This window comes from Neglectibacter caecimuris (genome assembly GCF_034335015.1).
GTDB classification, from domain to species: domain Bacteria; phylum Bacillota; class Clostridia; order Oscillospirales; family Acutalibacteraceae; genus Acutalibacter; species Acutalibacter caecimuris_A.
Window position 1 is genome coordinate 66199 of the sequence record NZ_JAWXXK010000010.1, and the last position, 18737, is coordinate 84935.

An 18737-nucleotide genomic window follows, 5' to 3' on the forward strand; every position below is an offset into this window, starting at 1 on the left:
CCAGCCCAATAACGGTTCCTTGTCGAAGCTGATGCCTACAATAACGCCAACGGCACCCTGAAAAGCATGGAGCTGGGTACAGGCCGCTCATTGACCTTCGGGTATGACAACCTGCTCCGCCTGCAATCGGAAACCCTGGAGGGGATCTACCAGCGGCGCAGGAACTACGGCGAAACCACCACCGCAAATAAGGAAACCAACCGGCCCAACTATTTCATCTACTACAAGCCGGACGGAACCACAGTGAAGCTGGGCTACCGCTATCTCTATGACGCCGCCGGGAATATCAAGCAGGTCTATAGCCGGGAAGGGGAAAATGCCCTTGCATTGGAGTCCAGTTACGAGTATGATAAGTTCGGGCAGCTAATTAAGGCCGATACGGGGGCAGGGCTGGAAACCTATACCTATGACACGGCGGGAAATATGCTGAGCCGTACCGTAGCCAGCACGGTCAAGAGCTTTGGCTATGAAAACACTCGGTGGGGAGACCTGCTCACCTCCTATCGAGGCCAGAAGCTCGCCTATGAAGGGCAAAGCTATAACAGCTCAACTAATACCGTAAGCGGCAATCCGGTCAGCGGAAACCCTGTCAGCTACTATAACGGCAGGCGCTGGGAGATGACATGGAAAAACGGCAAACAGCTTGCCAGCGCCACCAGCAGTGGAAGAACCGTAAGCTATGAGTACGATAAAAACGGCCTTCGCACCAGTAAAACCTACAACGGCACAAGGTACGACTATGCCTATGCGGGGGACAAGCTGGTCTGGCAGGGCTGGGAAGGCAATGAAATGTACTTCTTCTATGACAATACAGGCGCACCCATTGCTTTCTGGTACTTCCCCAAGGGCGGCGCCCGTGTTACCGGCTACTACTTTACGAACGCTCAGGGCGATGTAACCCGCATAGAAGACCCCAACGGTAATGTATTAGCTACTTATGCTTACGACGCCTGGGGCAGAAACTACAGCGCCTCCGGCAGTATGCAAAACATCAATCCCCTGAGATACAGAGGGTACTACCAGGACGCTGAAACCAATTTCTACTACTTGCAAAGCCGCTACTATGATCCCAGCACTGCCCGTTTTATCAACGCAGACAGCTACGCCTCCACTGGCCAGGGCTTCCTGGGCTATAACATGTTCGCCTACTGCGGCAATAACCCGGTGAGCAGGGTAGATGCTTCAGGGAGTATGCACGTTAGGATTGATGATTTTGGCGGAGGCGGAGGATTATCTGTAAATGGAGCGGGATCAAAGTATGTTTTGCAATCGCAAGAAAAAGATAGTAGCGTTGATAAAAAGAATCCTCCTCCACCAAGTACTGGCTATAAAGAACCTAAAAAGGGGCTTAATCGTAATCACAACAATGGAAAAGTTAAAAATCCTAATGGCCCTGGGTGGGGGTGGCCTTCATCGGATGGTGGTGTATGGATGCCGGGTGATAATATGGATGGAGGAGCTGGCTGGACAATTCAATATCCCAACGGAAACCATAAGCACGTATATCCTAACGGGCATACTCGCGAGCATATAACTATAGATTGGGATCCCGTAATAGGCGGAGGGATAATTGTTGGTTCAGTTCTAGGATTAATATGGGTTGCTGGAAATGATGCAACTTTAGTTGGTATTGCTGACGATGCGGTTGCTATTCCGCCGTTATTGGGAGCAATACAACAGGGTTGGTCAATGATTGTTGGTTAGGAGAGTTATATGATGAAGAATGTAAACGTTAAAAAGCAAAATGATCATGAAGTTATGGATGATATAATACGACATTTCGTTTTTGAAACAGATAGTCAGATTGAGTTGTTGTGGAATAATGATACAGATTGTTCCATGACAGAAACGAAAGAAAGATTAGAAGCCTATTTGAGTTATGTACAGAGAGAAACGACACCAAATATTGTTCGCTATTTGACAGACTTTGGATGTAGTTCTTCTGATATTGAAAAGTTTTTTGTACTTTCCAAAGAATTGGAAAATAATTTGGAGCCCATGGAAAAAAGGCTGCAAAGGTGCAGAGAAGTAATCTTGAAATACACACTTTCTGATACGTTGTGCTTGCTGAAAAATGTGCTACACGACAGCGAAGAAGATCCTCATTACTCTGCTGTCACTGCGGACAGACTTTTGAAGGATTATTTGATCTGCAAGGGTTTGAAGGAAGAATATTCTGTGCGGGAGTTTTTAAGAACTCAGGGGTATTCTGCGGCAGATATAGACTTATTTTACGAAAAATACCGAAAGGAGTGTCTGCATTGCTATTTTCGTGAGCCGAAAGAACCGATGTACTCCAACGGAATTCTGAAGGTCTACGAAGTAGAGGGGATTTTTGTCATCGCCATTTTGGCGGAAAAAGAAAACAAAATAATCGATCCCAGAGGCGCGGAATTTACAGCAGACAGACAAGTGAAGTGGACGAAGAAATTGAACTTGGTAAATACTTATCAACCAAATTGGCTTTTAGGTAAAACCGCAGAAGAGTTGCAAGCGGAGTTTGGCGAAACTCACGTTTTCCTGACCTTTGGGGAAAGGGAAAGTGTGCCAAGCTATATTACGAATCAAGGGCATCTAATTGGTTTTGTTTTGACAGATGGCAAAATAACGGATTTTGTAGAGCTTGATTTACTGAAACAATAAGTGTCCGCCACAAAAGGCAGGGCTGGGAAGGCAATAAGATGTATTTCTTCTATGACAATACAGGCGCACCCATTGCTTTCTGGTACTTCCCCAAGGGCGGCGCCCGCGTTACCGGCTACTACTTTACGAACCAGCAGGGAGACGTAGTGCGGATAGAAGACCCAGATGGAAATGTGCTGGCAACCTACGCCTATGACGCCTGGGGCAAAGCATATAAAAGCTCAGGGAGTATGCGAAATATCAATCCCCTGCGGTTCAGAGGATACTATTACGATACCGAAACGGGCTTCTACTATCTGCAAAGCCGCTACTACGACCCCGTTGTTTCCCGTTTCATCAATGCAGACAGCTACGCCTCCACCGGCCAGGGCTTCCTGGGCTATAACATGTTCGCCTACTGCGGCAATAACCCGGTGAGCAGGGTAGATGCTTCAGGGAGTATGCACGTTAGGATTGATGATTTTGGCGGAGGCGGAGGATTATCTGTAAATGGAGCGGGATCAAAGTATGTTTTGCAATCGCAGGATAGCAAATATATTGATACTCAAAACCCCCCGCCACCTGAAACTGGTTATCAGCCTCCTAAAAAAGGATTATCAAAATATGATAAAGGAAGAGTAAAAGTTCCAAACAGTAAAGATAAAGGTTGGCCTGCACGCGATGGCGGTATTTGGGTGCCAGACAATGGCATGGATGGAGATCCTGGCTGGACAGTTCAATATCTCAATGGAGATCACAAACATGTATACCCCAATGGGCATACTCGCGAGCACATAACTATAGATTGGGATCCCGTAATAGGCGGAGGGATAATTGTTGGTTCCGTTCTAGGGTTAATATGGGTCGCTGGAAATGACGCAACTTTAGTTGGTATTGCTGACGATGCGGTTGCTATTCCACCGTTATTGGGAGCAATACAGCAAGGTTGGTCAATGATTGTTGGTTAGGAGGTATTTATGAAAAACAAAATGCAGTATACCCCGATTTATTCTGAAGCAATAGAAGAAGTACTGTTTTTCTTTCGAGACTCCACGTGGAAGCTTCTAGATTGGCTGTGGGAACCGGAAGCGGAAGATGTTTCCGCAGAACAAATTAAAGAGAGAATTGAGCTTCTCATAGGCTTAACAAAAGAACAAAGCAGTATAAAGCAATTTCTTTTGGACTATGGATTCAGCCCGGCAAAGATAAGACGATTTTCCCGTGAGTGCGGAAACATTGATCTTAAACGGCAGATTACTTTTTTAGATAGCAGCATACCTGTGGAAAGATTATTAGCTTTATTTTTACAAGATAGGCTATCGTTTATGGGGTTAGTTTTACACGACAGTGAAGAAGATCCTCATTACTCTGCTGTCACTGCGGACAGACTTTTGAAGGATTATTTGATCTGCAAGGGTTTGAAGGAAGAATATTCTGTGCGGGAGTTTTTAAGAACTCAGGGGTATTCTGCGGCAGATATAGACTTATTTTACGAAAAATACCGAAAGGAGTGTCTGCATTGCTATTTTCGTGAGCCGAAAGAACCGATGTACTCCAACGGAATTCTGAAGGTCTACGAAGTAGAGGGGATTTTTGTCATCGCCATTTTGGCGGAAAAAGAAAACAAAATAATCGATCCCAGAGGAGTGGAATTTACAGCAGACAGACAAGTGAAGTGGACGAAGAAATTGAACTTGGTAAATACTTATCAACCAAATTGGCTTTTAGGTAAAACCGCAGAAGAGTTGCAAGCGGAGTTTGGCGAAACTCACGTTTTCCTGACCTTTGGGGAAAGGGAAAGTGTGCCAAGCTATATTACGAATCAAGGGCATCTAATTGGTTTTGTTTTGGCAGATGGCAAAATAACGGATTTTGTAGAGCTTGATTTACTGAAACAATAAGTGTCCGCCACAAAAGGCAGGGCTGGAGCGGCAATGAGATGTATTTCTTCTATGATAATACAGGCGCCCCCGTTGCCTTCTGGTACTTCCCCAAAGGCGGCGCCCGTGTTACCGGCTACTACTTTACGAACCAGCAGGGAGACGTGGTACGGATAGAAGATCCAGACGGAAAATTGTTGGCCTCCTATGGCTATGATGCCTGGGGAAAAGTTATTGTCTCTTCTGGTAGCGTGGCAGCCATCAACCCGCTAAAGTACGGAAGGTACTACCACGATACCGAAACAGGTTTTTACTATCAGCCGGGACTGGCTTACTCCTGCTTAGCGGCCTGCCGCAGGGCGTATTGTTTTGGGGTAAGGCCCTGACTGCGGCGAAAGACACGAATGAAATAGCTGAGGTCGTTAAAGCCGCAGGCGAAGGCCGCTTCTGTAACAGAGCAGCTTCCCTCGGCCAGGAGGTCGCAGGCATGGCTGATCCGGCGGAGGTTCAGGTACTCCATGGGGGTGTGCTGAGTCATCTCCCGAAAAAAGCGGCAGAAATATTTTGGGGACATTCCAGCCTCCCGGGCAAGCTGCTCCAGGGTCAGGGATTCGGTATAGTGCGCCTCTACAAAGGCAAATAATTTTTTCAGCAGGCGGATATTTTTCCGCCTGTTTTCCTTTTCCGGCAGATTTGAGGTATACCACCCTTGTTCTACCATGTGGCCGAACAGCCCGCAGAGGGCGCCGAAGGCGGCGAGGCGTTCTCCTTTTTCCTTTGCTGCTCCATGGGAAAAGAGCAGCTCCGCCAAAAGAGAGAAACCGGCGTCAGCCGTTGGAGGCTTCGGCAGAAGAAACAAATTTCCCGCGGCAAGCTCCCGTAAATGCTTTGACCATTGGCCGCAGGCGCTTCGCAGCAGCTCCAAATCAAAAACGATGCACTGGTAAACGCTTCCCTCCTCCGGCTGGCCGCTGTGCAAAACGCCTCCGGCGATCCACAGCAGCTCTCCCGGCTCCAGATGATACTTTATCCCGTTCAGCCAAATGGTCAGCTGCCCCGTAAGCACTCTGACCAGCTCGTATTCTATGTGCCAGTGATAGGGCATCACAAAGCGAGGGTGTCCTTCTGAAATATGGTAAAGCTCCAAAGGGAAATCCGGTTCCCCTCTGGGAAGCAATTCGTTATAGGCCTGTTCCTGCATAGCGTACCCTCCAGGAAGTGAATATTATCCTACTTTTTGCCATAATAACACAAGTGCCAAAAAAAATATAGGGATATAATGAAAAAAATATCATTTTTATGATGAAGGAGGAAATGTACTCATGACAGAAAATCGGTATCGGGGAGACTATCCTGTGATCGGCATTCGGCCTACCATCGATGCCCGCCGGGGCGCCTTGCAGGTGCGGGAATCCCTGGAGGCGCAGACCAGGGCCATGGCGGAAGCGGCGGCTAAGCTGTTTGAAGAAAATTTGCGCTATAGCAACGGAGAGCCCGTGAAGACGGTGATTTCCAGCGTATCTATCGGCCGTGTGGGCGAGGCGGCTGTTTGCGCCGATGAGTTCCGCAAGGCCGGAGTGGATATCACCCTTACTGTAACGCCCTGCTGGTGCTACGGCGCGGAAACCATGGATATGGACCCCAACACCATTAAGGGCGTTTGGGGTTTCAACGGCACGGAGCGGCCTGGCGCGGTATACCTGGCTTCCGTTCTGGCGGCTCACGCTCAGAAGGGTCTGCCGGCCTTCGGTATTTACGGGAAAGATGTTCAGGAGGCGGACGATACCTCCATTCCGGAGGACGTGCGGGAAAAGCTGCTGCGGTTCGGCCGGGCGGCAGTGGCCGCGGCCACCATGCGAGGGAAATCCTACCTGCAGATCGGCTCGGTCTGTATGGGGATCGCGGGTTCCATTATCGACCCGTCCTTTTTCGAGGAATATTTGGGCATGCGGGTGGAATCGGTAGACGAGGTAGAGCTGATCCGCCGCATGACGGAAAATATTTACGACGAGGAAGAATACCAAAAAGCCCTGGCCTGGACGAAGAAAAACTGTCCTGAGGGCTTTGACAAAAACCCGGAAGAGCTCCGGCGCAGTCCCGAACAAAAGGAAAAGGACTGGGAATTCTCTGTGAAGATGATGTGCATCATCAAGGATCTTTGCCGTGGCAACGAAAAGCTGCCTGACCGCTGGAAGGAAGAGCGGGTCGGACACAACGCCATTGCTGCCGGATTCCAGGGCCAGCGCCAGTGGACGGATTTTTACCCCAACGGGGATTTCGCCGAGGCCATGCTCAACTCTTCCTTCGATTGGGAGGGGTCCCGGGAGCCTTTTGTGCTGGCCACTGAGAACGACACCTTAAACGGCGCCGCCATGCTGATGGGAAAGCTGCTTACGAACCGGGCACAGATCTTTGCTGATGTTCGTTCCCACTGGAGCGCCGATGCCGTAAGACGGGCCGCCGATGGGTACGAGCTGGAGGGAAAGGCGAAAGCGGCAGGCGGTTTTCTGCATTTGATCAATTCCGGCGCGGCCTGTATTGACGCCTGCGGCGAGGTAAAGGACGAAAACGGAAACGCCGTGATAAAGCCCTTCTGGGAAATGAGCGAGGCAGACCGGCAGGCCTGCCTGAAGGCCACCGAATGGTGTGCCTCCGACCTGGGATATTTCCGGGGCGGCGGCTTCTCTTCCCGGTTCTGTACCCGGGCGGAAATGCCGGTCACCATGATGCGTCTGAATCTGGTAAAAGGCCTGGGCCCTGTGATGCAGCTGGCAGAGGGCTGGACAGTCCATCTGCCGGAGGAGGTTTCCGATAAGCTTTGGAAGCGTACCGACTATACCTGGCCCTGTACCTGGTTCGCCCCCAGAACCACCGGGGAAGGCGTTTTTGCCACAGCTTATGACGTGATGAACAACTGGGGCGCCAACCATGGCGCCATTACCTACGGCCATATCGGCGCCGACCTGATCACCCTCTGCTCCATGCTGCGGATCCCCGTCTGTATGCACAACGTGCCGGAGGAGAAAATTTTCCGTCCCGCCTGCTGGAACGCCTTTGGCATGGAGAAGGAGGCCCAGGATTATCGCGCCTGCCGGACTTATGGCCCCCTGTATCGATAACAAACGTAAACAACTTCCATAAGAAAGGGAGATCGAATCATGTTTGACGGACTGCAAATGAATCTTGGAAATCTGTTTCGGACGTCCGACGCGAAAACCCGCTCTCTGTCTCCGGAGAATGTTACCGGAGAAAAGGGAAAAGGGGGCATGTGCGAGCTGGAAAACGGCAGCGCCCGCCAGGCCGCCCGGGGCTTGGGAAAAACCTGGAAGGTGAATCCTTATTTTGTCGTTGCACCCGGTGAAACCATTACCCTGGCAGATGTGGCAGGTCCCGGCTGCATTCAGCATATTTGGATGACTCCCACCGGTAAGTGGCGCAGCACCATTCTGCGTATGTACTGGGATAACGCGAAGCGGCCTTCGGTGGAATGCCCCCTGGGAGATTTCTTCGCCAGCGGCTGGGAGGAATACGCGCCTCTTTCTTCTTTGGCGGTATGCGTGAACCCGGGCAGGGCCTTTAACTGCTATTGGCCCATGCCTTTCCGGGAGCACTGCCGCATCACCATGGAAAACCGCAGTGAAGAGCCCATGACCATTTATTATCAGATCGACTATACCCTTACGGAGCTTCCAGAGGATACCGCCTATTTCCACGCCCAATTCCGCCGGGTCAATCCTCTGCCCTATAAGCAGGTCTATCCCATTTTGGACGGTGTGAAGGGAAAAGGCCAGTATGTGGGTACCTATCTTGCCTGGGGCGTCAACAGCAGCGGCTGGTGGGGAGAAGGGGAGATCAAATTCTTCCTGGATGGCGATACGGAATACCCCACTATCTGCGGCACCGGTACGGAGGACTATTTCTGCGGCGCTTACAATTTTGAAAACCAGAAGCTCCATCAGTATGAACCCTATTGTACGCCTTATGCAGGCCTTTCCTATGTTTCCAAGCCGGATGGCCTGTACCAAAGCCAGCAGCGGTTCAGTATGTATCGCTGGCATATCATGGATCCCATTCGCTTTGAACAGGATCTGAAGGTGACTATTCAAGCCCTGGGCTGGCGGGAAGGCGGGCGCTATCTGCCGCTGCGGGACGATATCGCTTCCGTTGCCTTCTGGTATCAAGCCGGAGAGACTCAGCCCTTCCCCGAGCTGGGCGATAAGGATGCGTTGGAGGTCAATTAGCAAAGCCGATCTCAATTTACAGAAACGAGGATCCTACTATGAACAGTAAAACCTACACCGGGAACCAGCTGGACTATATCGGGTTCCCCTTAGGCGGCATGGGCGCGGGAATGTTCACTGTGGAAGGCACAGGAGCTTTTTCCGCTTTTTCCCTGCGCAACGCACCCAACGTCAATTTGGAGCCCTGTCTGTTTTCCGCCATTACCGTGAAGGGGGAAAAGAACCTCAGCCGTGTTATTGAAAGCCAGGTGCCGAAGCACAAAATTTACGGAGCGGCCACCGCGCCTGCCACACCTGTTCTCTATGAGGAAAATTTTGCCAGGGCTACCGGCCTTCCCGGCAGGACCTATGGGCTGCCCCGGTTCAAAAGCGCCGTGTTCTCCGCCCGGTTTCCCTTTGCGGAGATCTGCTTTGAAGACCGGCAGTTCCCGCTGGCCGTTTCCCTGAAGGCGTGGAGCCCCTTTACGCCGCCCCACGCGGACGATTCCAGCTGCCCTGTTGCCTATTTGGAATATACCTTTGAAAATACCAGGTCCATCCCGCTGGAAGCTGTTTATTATTACAGCTCCATGAACTTTATGGCCCAGGGTAGCGGCGTTCGTTCGGTATACCCGGTGGAGGGAGGCTTTGTTCTGGCCCAGGAGGGAACGCCGGAAAAGCCCTGGGATCGGGGCTATTATACCGCCGCTGTGCGCGATCCGGCGGTCAGAGTGAATACCGCCCTGTTCCGCGGGGGCTGGTACGATTCCCTTACCATGCTTTGGAACGATATCGAGGCGGGAAAATCGGAAGAGAAGTACCGGGAAAACGACAGCGAGTACCCCAATCCCGGGGGAAGCCTTTCTCTGCCGTTCCGGCTGGAGCCGGGAGAAAGAAAAACCATTGTGGTGCAGTGTGGCTGGTATGTGCCGGAATCCAGGCTGAGGATCGGGCAGACAGATCAGAAAGAGCCTTATACTGACGAGCAGCTGGTGAATTTGAAGCGGTACCAGCCCTGGTATACCACAAAATTCCGGAGCGTTGAAGACGTGGCGGAGTTCGCGGCCTCTCACTATGAGAGGCTCCGTAAAGAAACCGCGCTGTTTTGCGATACTTTTTACGCCTCCACCTTGCCCGATATCGTCCTGGAGGCGGTGGGGGCCAACCTGTGCATCTTAAAATCTCCCACCGTACTGCGGCAAACCGACGGCAGACTGTGGTGCTGGGAGGGCTGCTGTGACAGCGTGGGCTCCTGCCATGGTTCCTGTACCCATGTGTGGAACTATGCCCAGGCGTTGTGCCACCTGTTTCCCGCTATGGAGCGGAGCCTGCGGCAAACGGAATTTTTCGATTCACAAAACGAAGCGGGCCATCAGAATTTCCGCTCCGCCCTGCCCATCGGAGAAACCACCCATGATTTTTACGCCGCTGCCGACGGCCAGCTGGGTGGGATCGTAAAGGTCTACCGGGATTTCCTGGTCTGCGGGGATCTGGCCTGGTTGAAAAAGCTGTGGCCCAGGGTAAAGGCTTCCATGAAGTTCTGCATTGACCGGTGGGATAAAAACCGGGAGGGCGTTCTGAAGGAGCCCCATCACAATACCTATGATATTGAATTCTGGGGCGCCGACGCTATGTGTTCTTCCTTCTACCTTTCCGCCCTGAAGGCCATGGTGGAATTGTCCGCGCTGCTGGAAGAGGACGGCCGGAAATACGAAGAATTGTTAGAGAGAGGAAAGGCCTATTTGTCAGAGCGGCTCTATAATGGGGAGTACTTTTGCCAGGAGGTGGAATGGAAAACCCTGGGAAAAAAGCCCGGACAGGCCGCGATCAATGATACGAAGATCTCTCCCGAGGCGGAAGCTTTGATCACTGAAAACGGCCCCAAGTATCAATATGGCAAGGGCTGCATTTCCGACGGCGTGCTGGGCTTTTGGCTGGCGGCGGTTTGCGGTCTGCCGGAGGTGGGGGATCCCGAAAAGATCAAGAGCCACTTAAATTGTGTGCATCGCTATAACCTGAAGAAGGATCTGTTGGAGCACGCGAACCCCCAGCGTTCCAGCTATTGCCTGGGGGAGGAAGCCGGGCTGCTGCTCTGTTCCTGGCCCCATGGGGAAAAACCGGCCCTGCCCTTTGTGTACAGCGATGAGGTGTGGACGGGTATCGAATACCAGGTGGCTTCTCATCTGATGTTTGTGGGAGAAGTGGAAAAGGGCCTTGAAATTGTGCGGGCCTGTCGCAGCAGATATCAGGGGGACGCGCGCAACCCCTTCGACGAGTACGAGTGCGGCCACTGGTATGCCCGGGCTATGGCATCTTACGCTCTGCTGGAGGGCATGACGGGAATCCGCTACGATGCTTACCGGAAAACTCTGTACATTGCGCCCAGGATTCAGGGGGATTTTCAATCGTTTTTAGCTGCCGATACCGGATACGGCCTGGTGGGCGTAAAAGACGGTGAAGCCTACTGCCAAGTGGTTTCCGGCTCCATCGATGTGGAAAAGATTCAGCTGGAGGTATAAGGATTTCCGACAAGAAACCACTAAAAAGGAGCTGCTGCAAAACGGGTCGTTTTGCAGCGGTTCCTTTTTTAGATATTAGTCGTAAGTAATGAGTTGTTAGAGAAGGGCAAGGCCCCTCCTTTGTCATTCTGAGCCGTAGGCGAAGAATCTCGCCCTTAATTTCTGAGCAAAGAATCAAAGAGCGAGATTCTTCACTTCGTTCAGAATGACAGGTAGAAAGTGAGCGGATAAACACTAAATTCCCATTCATTAAATTTTGCCCGCAAATTTAATAATTTCTCATTCCTCCCTGTCCCTCTCCCTTTCTGAGCAACTCACCATGCACAACTCGCAACTGGTAAAAAAGAAAAGGCTTCACTCTATTGTTCTTTTCTGTGCAAAGTCTTTTGGGTTCAGGTAAAATGGGAATACTTGAAAAGAAGGAAACACGGCAGCTTCAAGGCTTTTTGAGTTTTTCAAAAAAGCACTGGCCTGAGAGAGCCGCAATTTACAGGAAAGGATAGGAGGAATATGATCAAGAAAAGACAGTACAAGCTTACGGACAAGCAGCTTCTGGAATATGAAACTTATCTTCGGGAGCAGGAACGGGCGGAAAATACCATACAAAAGTATATCCGTGATCTGAAAAATTTGCAAGCCTACACGGAGGGCAAAGTTTTCACAAAGGAGCTGCTTCTCGCCTGGAAGGAAGAACTGCTGGAAACACGTTCCTCCGTTTCGGTCAATTCCATGCTGGCAGCCGCAAACAGCTTTTTCACATTTATGGGGTGGCAGGAGCTGACAATGCGGTTTTTGAAAGTTCAAAAAACTCTTTTTCGGGATGAGAGCAAAGAGCTGACCCGCACAGAATACGCTTCGCTTGTCCGGGAGGCAAGGCGGGAAGGAAATGAAAGACTTTCTCTTTTGATGCAAACCATCTGCGCTACCGGGATCCGGGTATCGGAGCTGCAATATATCACGGTGGAGGCTGTGGCGCGGGGCAGGGCGGAGATCAATAACAAGGGAAAGCGCAGGGTGATATTCCTGCCGCAAAAATTGCAAAAGCTTTTACGGAAATATCTTCAAAAACAAAAAATAACCGCCGGAGCGGTTTTCGTAACAAAATCGGGAAACCCCTTAGACCGTACCAACATCTGGCGAGAGATGAAGCTTCTCTGTGAAAGGGCGGGGGTGGAACCGGAAAAAGCTTTCCCACACAATTTGCGCCACCTGTTTGCCAGAACGTATTACGGAATGGAGAAGGATCTGGTGCGTTTAGCAGATATTTTGGGACATTCCAGCGTGAACACAACGCGGATCTATACGGCGGAAAGCTGCCTGGATTACGCAAAACGCCTGGAACGATTGGATCTGATCACCGTATAAAGCGAAAGCAAAGTGGGCTTGCAAAAATCAATTTATTATTACAACATAATTTGTATTGTGTGGTAAAATTACATATTTAATTTTATCATACTATGCGTTGCTTTGCAAGAGGTTTCTCGTTACAGAAAGAATTTGCCCTGTTGAACTCAAGCATTTGAAAAAGGGAAAGCAAAATTCTGGTTCTCAGGCAATACCGAACAAATCTAAGCATCGTCTTGCTTGTGCAAATACGACACTCAGATTTGTTTGGTGCTGCCCCAAAGCAATATTACCGAGCCTTTGCTGTCAGTATAGAAAAGGCTGTTCTTTTTGCGCCTGTGTTTCGCTGATAGCATTACAACATATTTCCATCTGCTGTTCCGCGCCTATCATTAGGCGTGGATTTTTCATGAAAAAAGCAATGAGGAAAATATGGGGAGGGTGCCAAAAATCTTCGGAAGAAAAAGGGAAAAGTCAGCAGGCAAGTTTACCACACAATACAAATTATGTTGTTGTGGGGCCAGGGGGGGAATTGGTTTGAAGAAGCGAGCAAAGAAGCTGTGGGTCTCCAGAATGCTTTCCGGGCTGGTTGCTTTTTCTCTGCTGCTGGGGGGGCTGCCACTGATCGCCGCGAAAGCCTACAGCACAGAAAGCCAGATCGTGTCGTCTTTTACTGTCTCCTATGATGGGACATCTTTGTCTCTGGGGCTGGAGGGAAGGTCGTATAGCTCGCAGGAACCTGTGTTGACGCTGATCGGACAGGATGGCTCCCGGGAAACGTATCTGGTCGTCATTTCACAGGATAACATTCAGCTTTTGAAGGATTGGGCTCCGGTTTCCGGGGCCAGTGCTGCCATACAGAGAGACAATACAGAGGCGGGAAACTGGGGAGAAGCTTATCAAGGCGTTTTGACTGTGCCGCTTGCTTCTCTTCCTTTAGATCGTTTCAGTTTGGAATTTATGGGTACGGCAATTTCCGCCGCTGAACTGGGATTTTCCGAAGAGGCTCCGGAATCCACGCCGGAGTCTGCTGTGGAAAGCGGCCTGGAATCTACTTCGGAAGACAAGCCGGAATCAGGGATCACCTCTGAACCGGAAAGCAGCGTGCCGCCGGAGGAAGAGGAAACAAGGAAACGGCCTGCCGATACCACCGGACGGATCACAGTGGACGGCAGCGCGGAGGATTGGAGCGCCGTAACGCCTGTTTCCCTTTCCGGTGTGGAGGATCAGGGAATCAAAATCAATTCTCTGCGAACCGCCATGGATACGGAAGGCAACGTATATCTTTGCTTTGAAGGTTCCGCCAATCAGTACAACCTTCCCAACGCAAAATGGATCATGGTGAATATCACACAAAATGGTGTAACACAGCAGATATCGCTGGATTCCCTTTGTCAGCAGGGCGGCGAACTGCAAACCGGCGGTGAAGTGGGAAATAGCGATGGGCCCGTAGTGGTGGAGGTGAAGCTGCCCGCCGGTTATTTTGCGGACAGCGATTTTACGATCTCCTATCGGAATACCTCATTCCCGGCCTCCGGCATGCCTGTAATGGACGGAACGGAACTGGAAAAACCGGAACCGGTTTATGAGGGGATCGTCATAGACGGCAGCTTTTCCGATTGGGACGCGGTAAAAAAATACCCGGGAAATGATCCCGGCGGCAACTTGGACTGTGTAAGCGCCGTGTTTGACGGGGATTGGATCTATTTCTATCTTAAGGACACTCCCAGCGGCAACGCTGCCAACGCGGGCAGCCACGGAAACGGAAAATATTCCCTGAAAACCGATTTGGGGCATGAGCTTTTGTTCCAGTTAAACGCGGATGGCACAGTAAGCTGCCCGGCTGAGGGGGCTTCCGCCCGGCATGTGGGAACCCAGTGGGAGGTGGCAATTCCCGCTTCTGCTCTGCCCAGCTACTTAAACACCTTTGATTTTGGACTGTATCTCCATGACCCGATCATCACAGAGGTGGCAAATTTGAATGGACAGGGAAGCGGGGGCAGCTTTGAAGGGATCGTTTATGATGGGCTTTACGGAGACTGGACCTACTACCCGCATACCACGATCCAGTATGATACCCAGGGCACGCAGGAAGAGAGCATCGATGCCAGCGGTGCTTTGTACACCAGCGGCACTACATTATACGGGCATGTCAAAACCACCGTGCCGGACCATCTGGCCCAGAAGGGATACGAGCTATGCCACGCGGTGACGATCCGTTTCAATGAAAGCAGCGAGCTTCATTTCCGCCTGGTTTCCGTGGCAGAGGACGGAACCATAGACTATAACACCAATGTGGGCGGTTTGGCCCCCGGTACTTATGAATACTACATTTTGGAAACAAACGACAGCCAGGAATTGAAAAATATCAATAACACCGATCCCAATGCGCCCCCGTGGTATGGGAAAATGATGATCACCGTCAAGGAAGGCGTAGACGAGGGTGAGTTTTATCTGGATCTGGAAAAGCTTGCCAAAACCTTTGACTGCGGTGTGGGAGATTTCAAAACCATTTCCGCGCAGTTCGGCGAGCTGGGTCAGCAGTGGATCACTATAGCCGGCACTTCCTCCGGAGCGTGGCTGGGCGTTTTACTTTGCCTTGCCGCTGTGGTAGGCGTGGGTGGCTGGCGCAGGCGCAGAGGCGGCGTAAAAGAATCATGAATCCATTTTTCCTTCTTTTCGCGGTTCTCATATGGGTTTTTCTGCTGGTGGTCACAAAAAAAGCAGAGCTGCATGCCTGGCAGTTTTTCATTGGAAGCGCGGGGCTGTTTCTTCTTTTGATGACGGCAGCTCGCCCAGTGCTGACACAGCCGCTGGCCAGAGCTGTTTCCGGCTTGGTTGGGATAGTCGGCAATCTCACCGGGCAGTTTATGGCTTATTTTAAGTACGGCATCATTTTTATCGCCTGCGGGGGAGAATCCATGACCCTGCAGATCGATTTTGAGTGCTCCGGGATCATCGAGATCATGGCCTATGAAAGCCTGCTGGCGTTTTTCAATGTATACAGCGCTACAGAAAAGCTTCTGCTTGCCCTGACCGGCTTTTGCTATATCATGGCGTGCAACGCCCTGCGAATCGTGGTGATCTGCTTAGCGGTATGCTTTTTCGGGCCGGGGGCCTACTATGCCGCCCATGCGATCATCGGGCGGATCATCTTCTACGTTCTCAGCATTTACCTGTATTTTTATGTGTTTACAAAGCCGCAGATCGTGCGGATGAAAGTGGGAAGTTTTGCCTATGCCCATACTAAAAAGACTCCTTGATTCCTTTGCCTTCTGGGGTGCCTGGATCATCATTTCCGTGGCAATGGAGATCATTCCCTCTCTGGGGAGCATTCTGCTTTTGCTCAAGCGGCGGATCCAGAAAAGGAAGCCTTACGAGCGGCCTAAAATCGACCCGGAAATTTCTGTGATCATTCCGGTGTACAATTCGGCGGAAACACTGTTTCACTGCGTGGAGTCTATTGCGGAAAGCACCTATTCCAGTGAAAGCATTCGTATTTTTCTGGTCAATAACGGTGGCAGCGACAACAGCTTTTCCGTGTTTGATCAGTGCCAAAAAGCCTTTCCCCAGTTGAAAATGCAGTGGCTGAACGCGGAACAGGGGAAATCCAGGGCCATGAATCTGGCCCTTTACAACAGCGGTGGAAAATACATTATCAATATCGACAGCGATGGATATCTGGAAAAAAACGCCTTGGCAAATCTGGTGGCAAAATTTGAAGCCAACCCTGATTTGAATTGTATGACAGGCGCTGTTTTGACCCACCCCGATGACATTCGGGCGCGGAAGGGCTTTTTCAGCAGACTGCTGCGGAACATGGAATTTATGGAATACGCTCAGGCCTTCCTGGCCGGGCGCAGCTACGCCTCGGAAACCAATTCTGTTTATACGCTGTCGGGCGCTTTTTCCGCTTTTCGCAAATCGGCGGTTTTGAGTTCCTGGCTGTATAATACCGATACGATCTGCGAGGATACCCACATTACCTTTCAAATGCGGGTGCGCCAGAAGGAGCGGATCGAGATCTGTGAAAACGCCATCTATTTCACCGATCCCATTCAGGGAATGGATCAGCTGTATACTCAAAGGCAGCGGTGGCAGCGGGGCAGCCTGGAAGTGGCCCAAATGTTTTTGGATAAAAGCTTTCGGGTCCACAAACTCGTAAAAGATGTAAACGTTCGCACCCTGCTTTTTGATCATACCTTTGCTCTGCCTCGTATGATCTGGTATTTAGCCATGTTCTGCCTGGTCTTTATGAATTATTCCGGGCAGACCATTTTATATGCCATGGGTGTGATCTTTGCCCTGTATATCCTCATCGGCTTTTTTTATTTTTTCTCGGTTCTCGCTTTTCTGAAGATGGATCCCCCGGTGCGAAAATACTATGCCGATCACTGGTGGTGCGTTCTGCTTCTGCCGTTTTTTAATATCATGGTGTTTTTTATCCGGCTGGCGGGGATCGTGAACAGCATTTCCACAGACAGCGCCTGGAAAACCAGAACGCTTTCCGAAGAAGGCAATTCCTTTGCCGCTGCCGCCAGGGAGCTTTGCAAAAAGCCTTTAACGCTTTTGGGAAAATTTCGTGATGCCGTCAATCGAAATAAGCCGCAAAAAGAAAGTGTGAAAAAGCTCCCGTATTCTCTGTCTTGGTATTTGGGAACAGGGGCCGTCTGGTTTTTCGGGGCGCTGCTGCTTGTGGTAGTGTATTGGTCCAGAAAAGCCTTCGGTGTGGAAATAAACGAGATCTTAAATACGCTGGCGGGCGGTACGGAGGGTACCGGCGCCGGCATGATCAGTGAGATCCTATGGGGGCTGGTGCTGCCTCTTGGGGCGGCGCTTCTCTGCTGGGGGCTTTTTTGCTTTTTGGACTACCTTGCGGGCCGCCGCCTGGAAAAACGGCGGACGGAAGCCCCCCGTCTCTCGCGGGTCTATCGCGGCTTTCATACCGCTGTGCTGTACGGCGGTGCGGTGCTGCTGCTTTTCGAGGCGCTGTATGCCAACGGGGAATATAAGCTTCTGGATTACTTTGGGCTGTTGGGAACTACTACTCGCCTTTACGAGGATTATTACGTGCCGCCGGAAGAAACCGCCATCACTGCTTCGGGAACAACGAAGAATTTGATCTATATCTATGTGGAAAGCTTGGAGACCGCCTACGCTTCCCGGGAGGCCGGAGGAAAGCAAACGGAAAATTATATCCCCCGGCTTACGGAGATCGCCCGGCAGAATCTCAATTTTTCCGATACAGAGGGCCTGGGCGGCTTTCACTGTACCCAGGGGGCCAACTGGACCATGGCGGCGCTTTTTGCCACCACCAGCGGCGCGCCCTATGCGTTACCCGGTACAGAGCGGAATTACCTGGAGGGAGAAGCGCATATGCCGGGGATCGTCACCCTGGGAGATATTTTAGCGGAGAAGGGATATGTTCAGGAATTTCTCTGCGGCTCGGCGGGCTCCTTCGCGGGGCGCTCCAATTATTTCCAGCAGCATGGGGACTATGAAATTTTCGACCTGTGGGCGGCAAGAAAAGAGGGCTATATTCCTGAGGATTACAAGAAAAACTGGGGAATTGAGGATAAGGTACTGTTCGATATTGCCAGGGAGGAGCTCACCGAGCTGGCAGGGCAGGGAAAACCTTTCAATTTTACTCTTCTTACAGTGGATCTTCACGCGCCCGGCGGTTATCTCTGCGACTGGTGCGAGAAGAAATACGAGAACATTACCGCCAATGTCGCGGCCTGTAATGACAGTCTCATCGCGGAATTTTTGGCATGGTGCGAGAAACAGGATTTTTACGATGACAGCGTGATCGTGATCGTGGGGGATCACCCCCGTATGGACGGAAACCTGGTAGAGGGCTTGGACTATTATGACAGAACGGTGTATACCTGCCTGATAAACAGCGATACCTCCTGTCAATCTGATCCGCAAAGGCGTACTTATACCTCTATGGATCTGTTTCCCACCGTGCTCGCTTCCCTTGGCTTTGAGATCGAGGGAGACAGGCTGGGATTGGGGGTGAACCTCTTTTCTCAGGAAAAGACCCTGGCGGAAGAAAAGGGTTTTGCCTGGCTGAATAACGAGGTGCTGAAATCTTCCGATTACTATATTTCTTCCTTCGTGGAAAGTCCGGCAAGCTGAGGAAGAGAAAG

At 51.0% G+C, this 18737-nt stretch carries 13 protein-coding genes; 12 read left to right on the forward strand and 1 reads right to left on the reverse strand.

The window, feature by feature from the left end:
• Positions 1–66 precede the first annotated feature (66 nt).
• Genes U8T64_RS12855 through U8T64_RS12875 form a run of 5 tightly spaced genes read left to right on the forward strand, consistent with a single transcriptional unit; the run spans position 67 to position 4888 of the window.
• The gene (locus U8T64_RS12855) at positions 67–1704 is read left to right on the forward strand and encodes an RHS repeat-associated core domain-containing protein (protein WP_322184098.1); all 1638 of its coding nucleotides are present in this window, start codon (positions 67–69) and stop codon (positions 1702–1704) included.
• Between the two features lie 9 nt (positions 1705–1713).
• A complete protein-coding gene (locus tag U8T64_RS12860) occupies positions 1714–2643 on the forward strand; it encodes a hypothetical protein (protein ID WP_322184100.1) in 930 nt (309 codons plus the stop codon).
• Between the two features lie 38 nt (positions 2644–2681).
• Positions 2682–3590 (forward strand): RHS repeat-associated core domain-containing protein, encoded by a 909-nt coding sequence (locus U8T64_RS12865; protein ID WP_322184102.1) that lies wholly within the window; start codon positions 2682–2684, stop codon positions 3588–3590.
• 9 nt (positions 3591–3599) lie between these two features.
• Positions 3600–4523: a hypothetical protein gene (locus tag U8T64_RS12870; protein WP_322184104.1), complete on the forward strand. Its 924-nt coding sequence runs from the start codon at positions 3600–3602 to the stop codon at positions 4521–4523.
• Positions 4524–4561: 38 nt separating this feature from the next.
• Positions 4562–4888: a hypothetical protein gene (locus tag U8T64_RS12875; protein WP_322184106.1), complete on the forward strand. Its 327-nt coding sequence runs from the start codon at positions 4562–4564 to the stop codon at positions 4886–4888.
• Here the strand turns inward: U8T64_RS12875 and U8T64_RS12880 are convergent.
• Positions 4834–5703 carry a helix-turn-helix transcriptional regulator gene (locus U8T64_RS12880; protein ID WP_322184108.1) on the reverse strand — a complete coding sequence of 290 codons (870 nt, stop codon included), beginning with the start codon at positions 5701–5703 and terminating at the stop codon, positions 4834–4836. The genes U8T64_RS12875 and U8T64_RS12880 overlap by 55 nt on opposite strands.
• 121 nt (positions 5704–5824) lie before the next feature.
• Between U8T64_RS12880 and U8T64_RS12885 the strand changes: the two genes are divergently transcribed.
• The 7 genes from U8T64_RS12885 to U8T64_RS12915 all read left to right on the forward strand — a co-directional run bounded on the left by U8T64_RS12885 (position 5825) and on the right by U8T64_RS12915 (position 18726).
• Positions 5825–7621 (forward strand): L-fucose isomerase, encoded by a 1797-nt coding sequence (locus U8T64_RS12885; protein ID WP_322184110.1) that lies wholly within the window; start codon positions 5825–5827, stop codon positions 7619–7621.
• A gap of 39 nt (positions 7622–7660) precedes the next feature.
• Entirely contained in the window at positions 7661–8743 is a 1083-nt protein-coding gene (locus U8T64_RS12890) for a glycoside hydrolase family 172 protein (protein WP_322184112.1), read from the forward strand.
• Between the two features lie 38 nt (positions 8744–8781).
• A complete protein-coding gene (locus U8T64_RS12895; RefSeq protein ID WP_322184114.1) occupies positions 8782–11241 on the forward strand; it encodes a GH116 family glycosyl hydrolase in 2460 nt (819 codons plus the stop codon).
• A 510-nt stretch (positions 11242–11751) separates the two neighbouring features.
• Positions 11752–12606, forward strand: coding sequence for a tyrosine-type recombinase/integrase (locus tag U8T64_RS12900; protein WP_322184116.1), 855 nt, complete (start codon positions 11752–11754; stop codon positions 12604–12606).
• A 516-nt stretch (positions 12607–13122) separates the two neighbouring features.
• The gene (locus tag U8T64_RS12905; protein WP_322184117.1) at positions 13123–15246 is read left to right on the forward strand and encodes a Firmicu-CTERM sorting domain-containing protein; all 2124 of its coding nucleotides are present in this window, start codon (positions 13123–13125) and stop codon (positions 15244–15246) included.
• Entirely contained in the window at positions 15243–15848 is a 606-nt protein-coding gene (xrtG, locus tag U8T64_RS12910) for an exosortase family protein XrtG (RefSeq protein WP_322184118.1), read from the forward strand. The genes U8T64_RS12905 and xrtG overlap by 4 nt, the downstream gene beginning before the upstream one ends.
• Positions 15823–18726, forward strand: coding sequence for a TIGR03111 family XrtG-associated glycosyltransferase (locus tag U8T64_RS12915; RefSeq protein WP_322184119.1), 2904 nt, complete (start codon positions 15823–15825; stop codon positions 18724–18726). The genes xrtG and U8T64_RS12915 overlap by 26 nt, the downstream gene beginning before the upstream one ends.
• Positions 18727–18737: the final 11 nt, after the last annotated feature.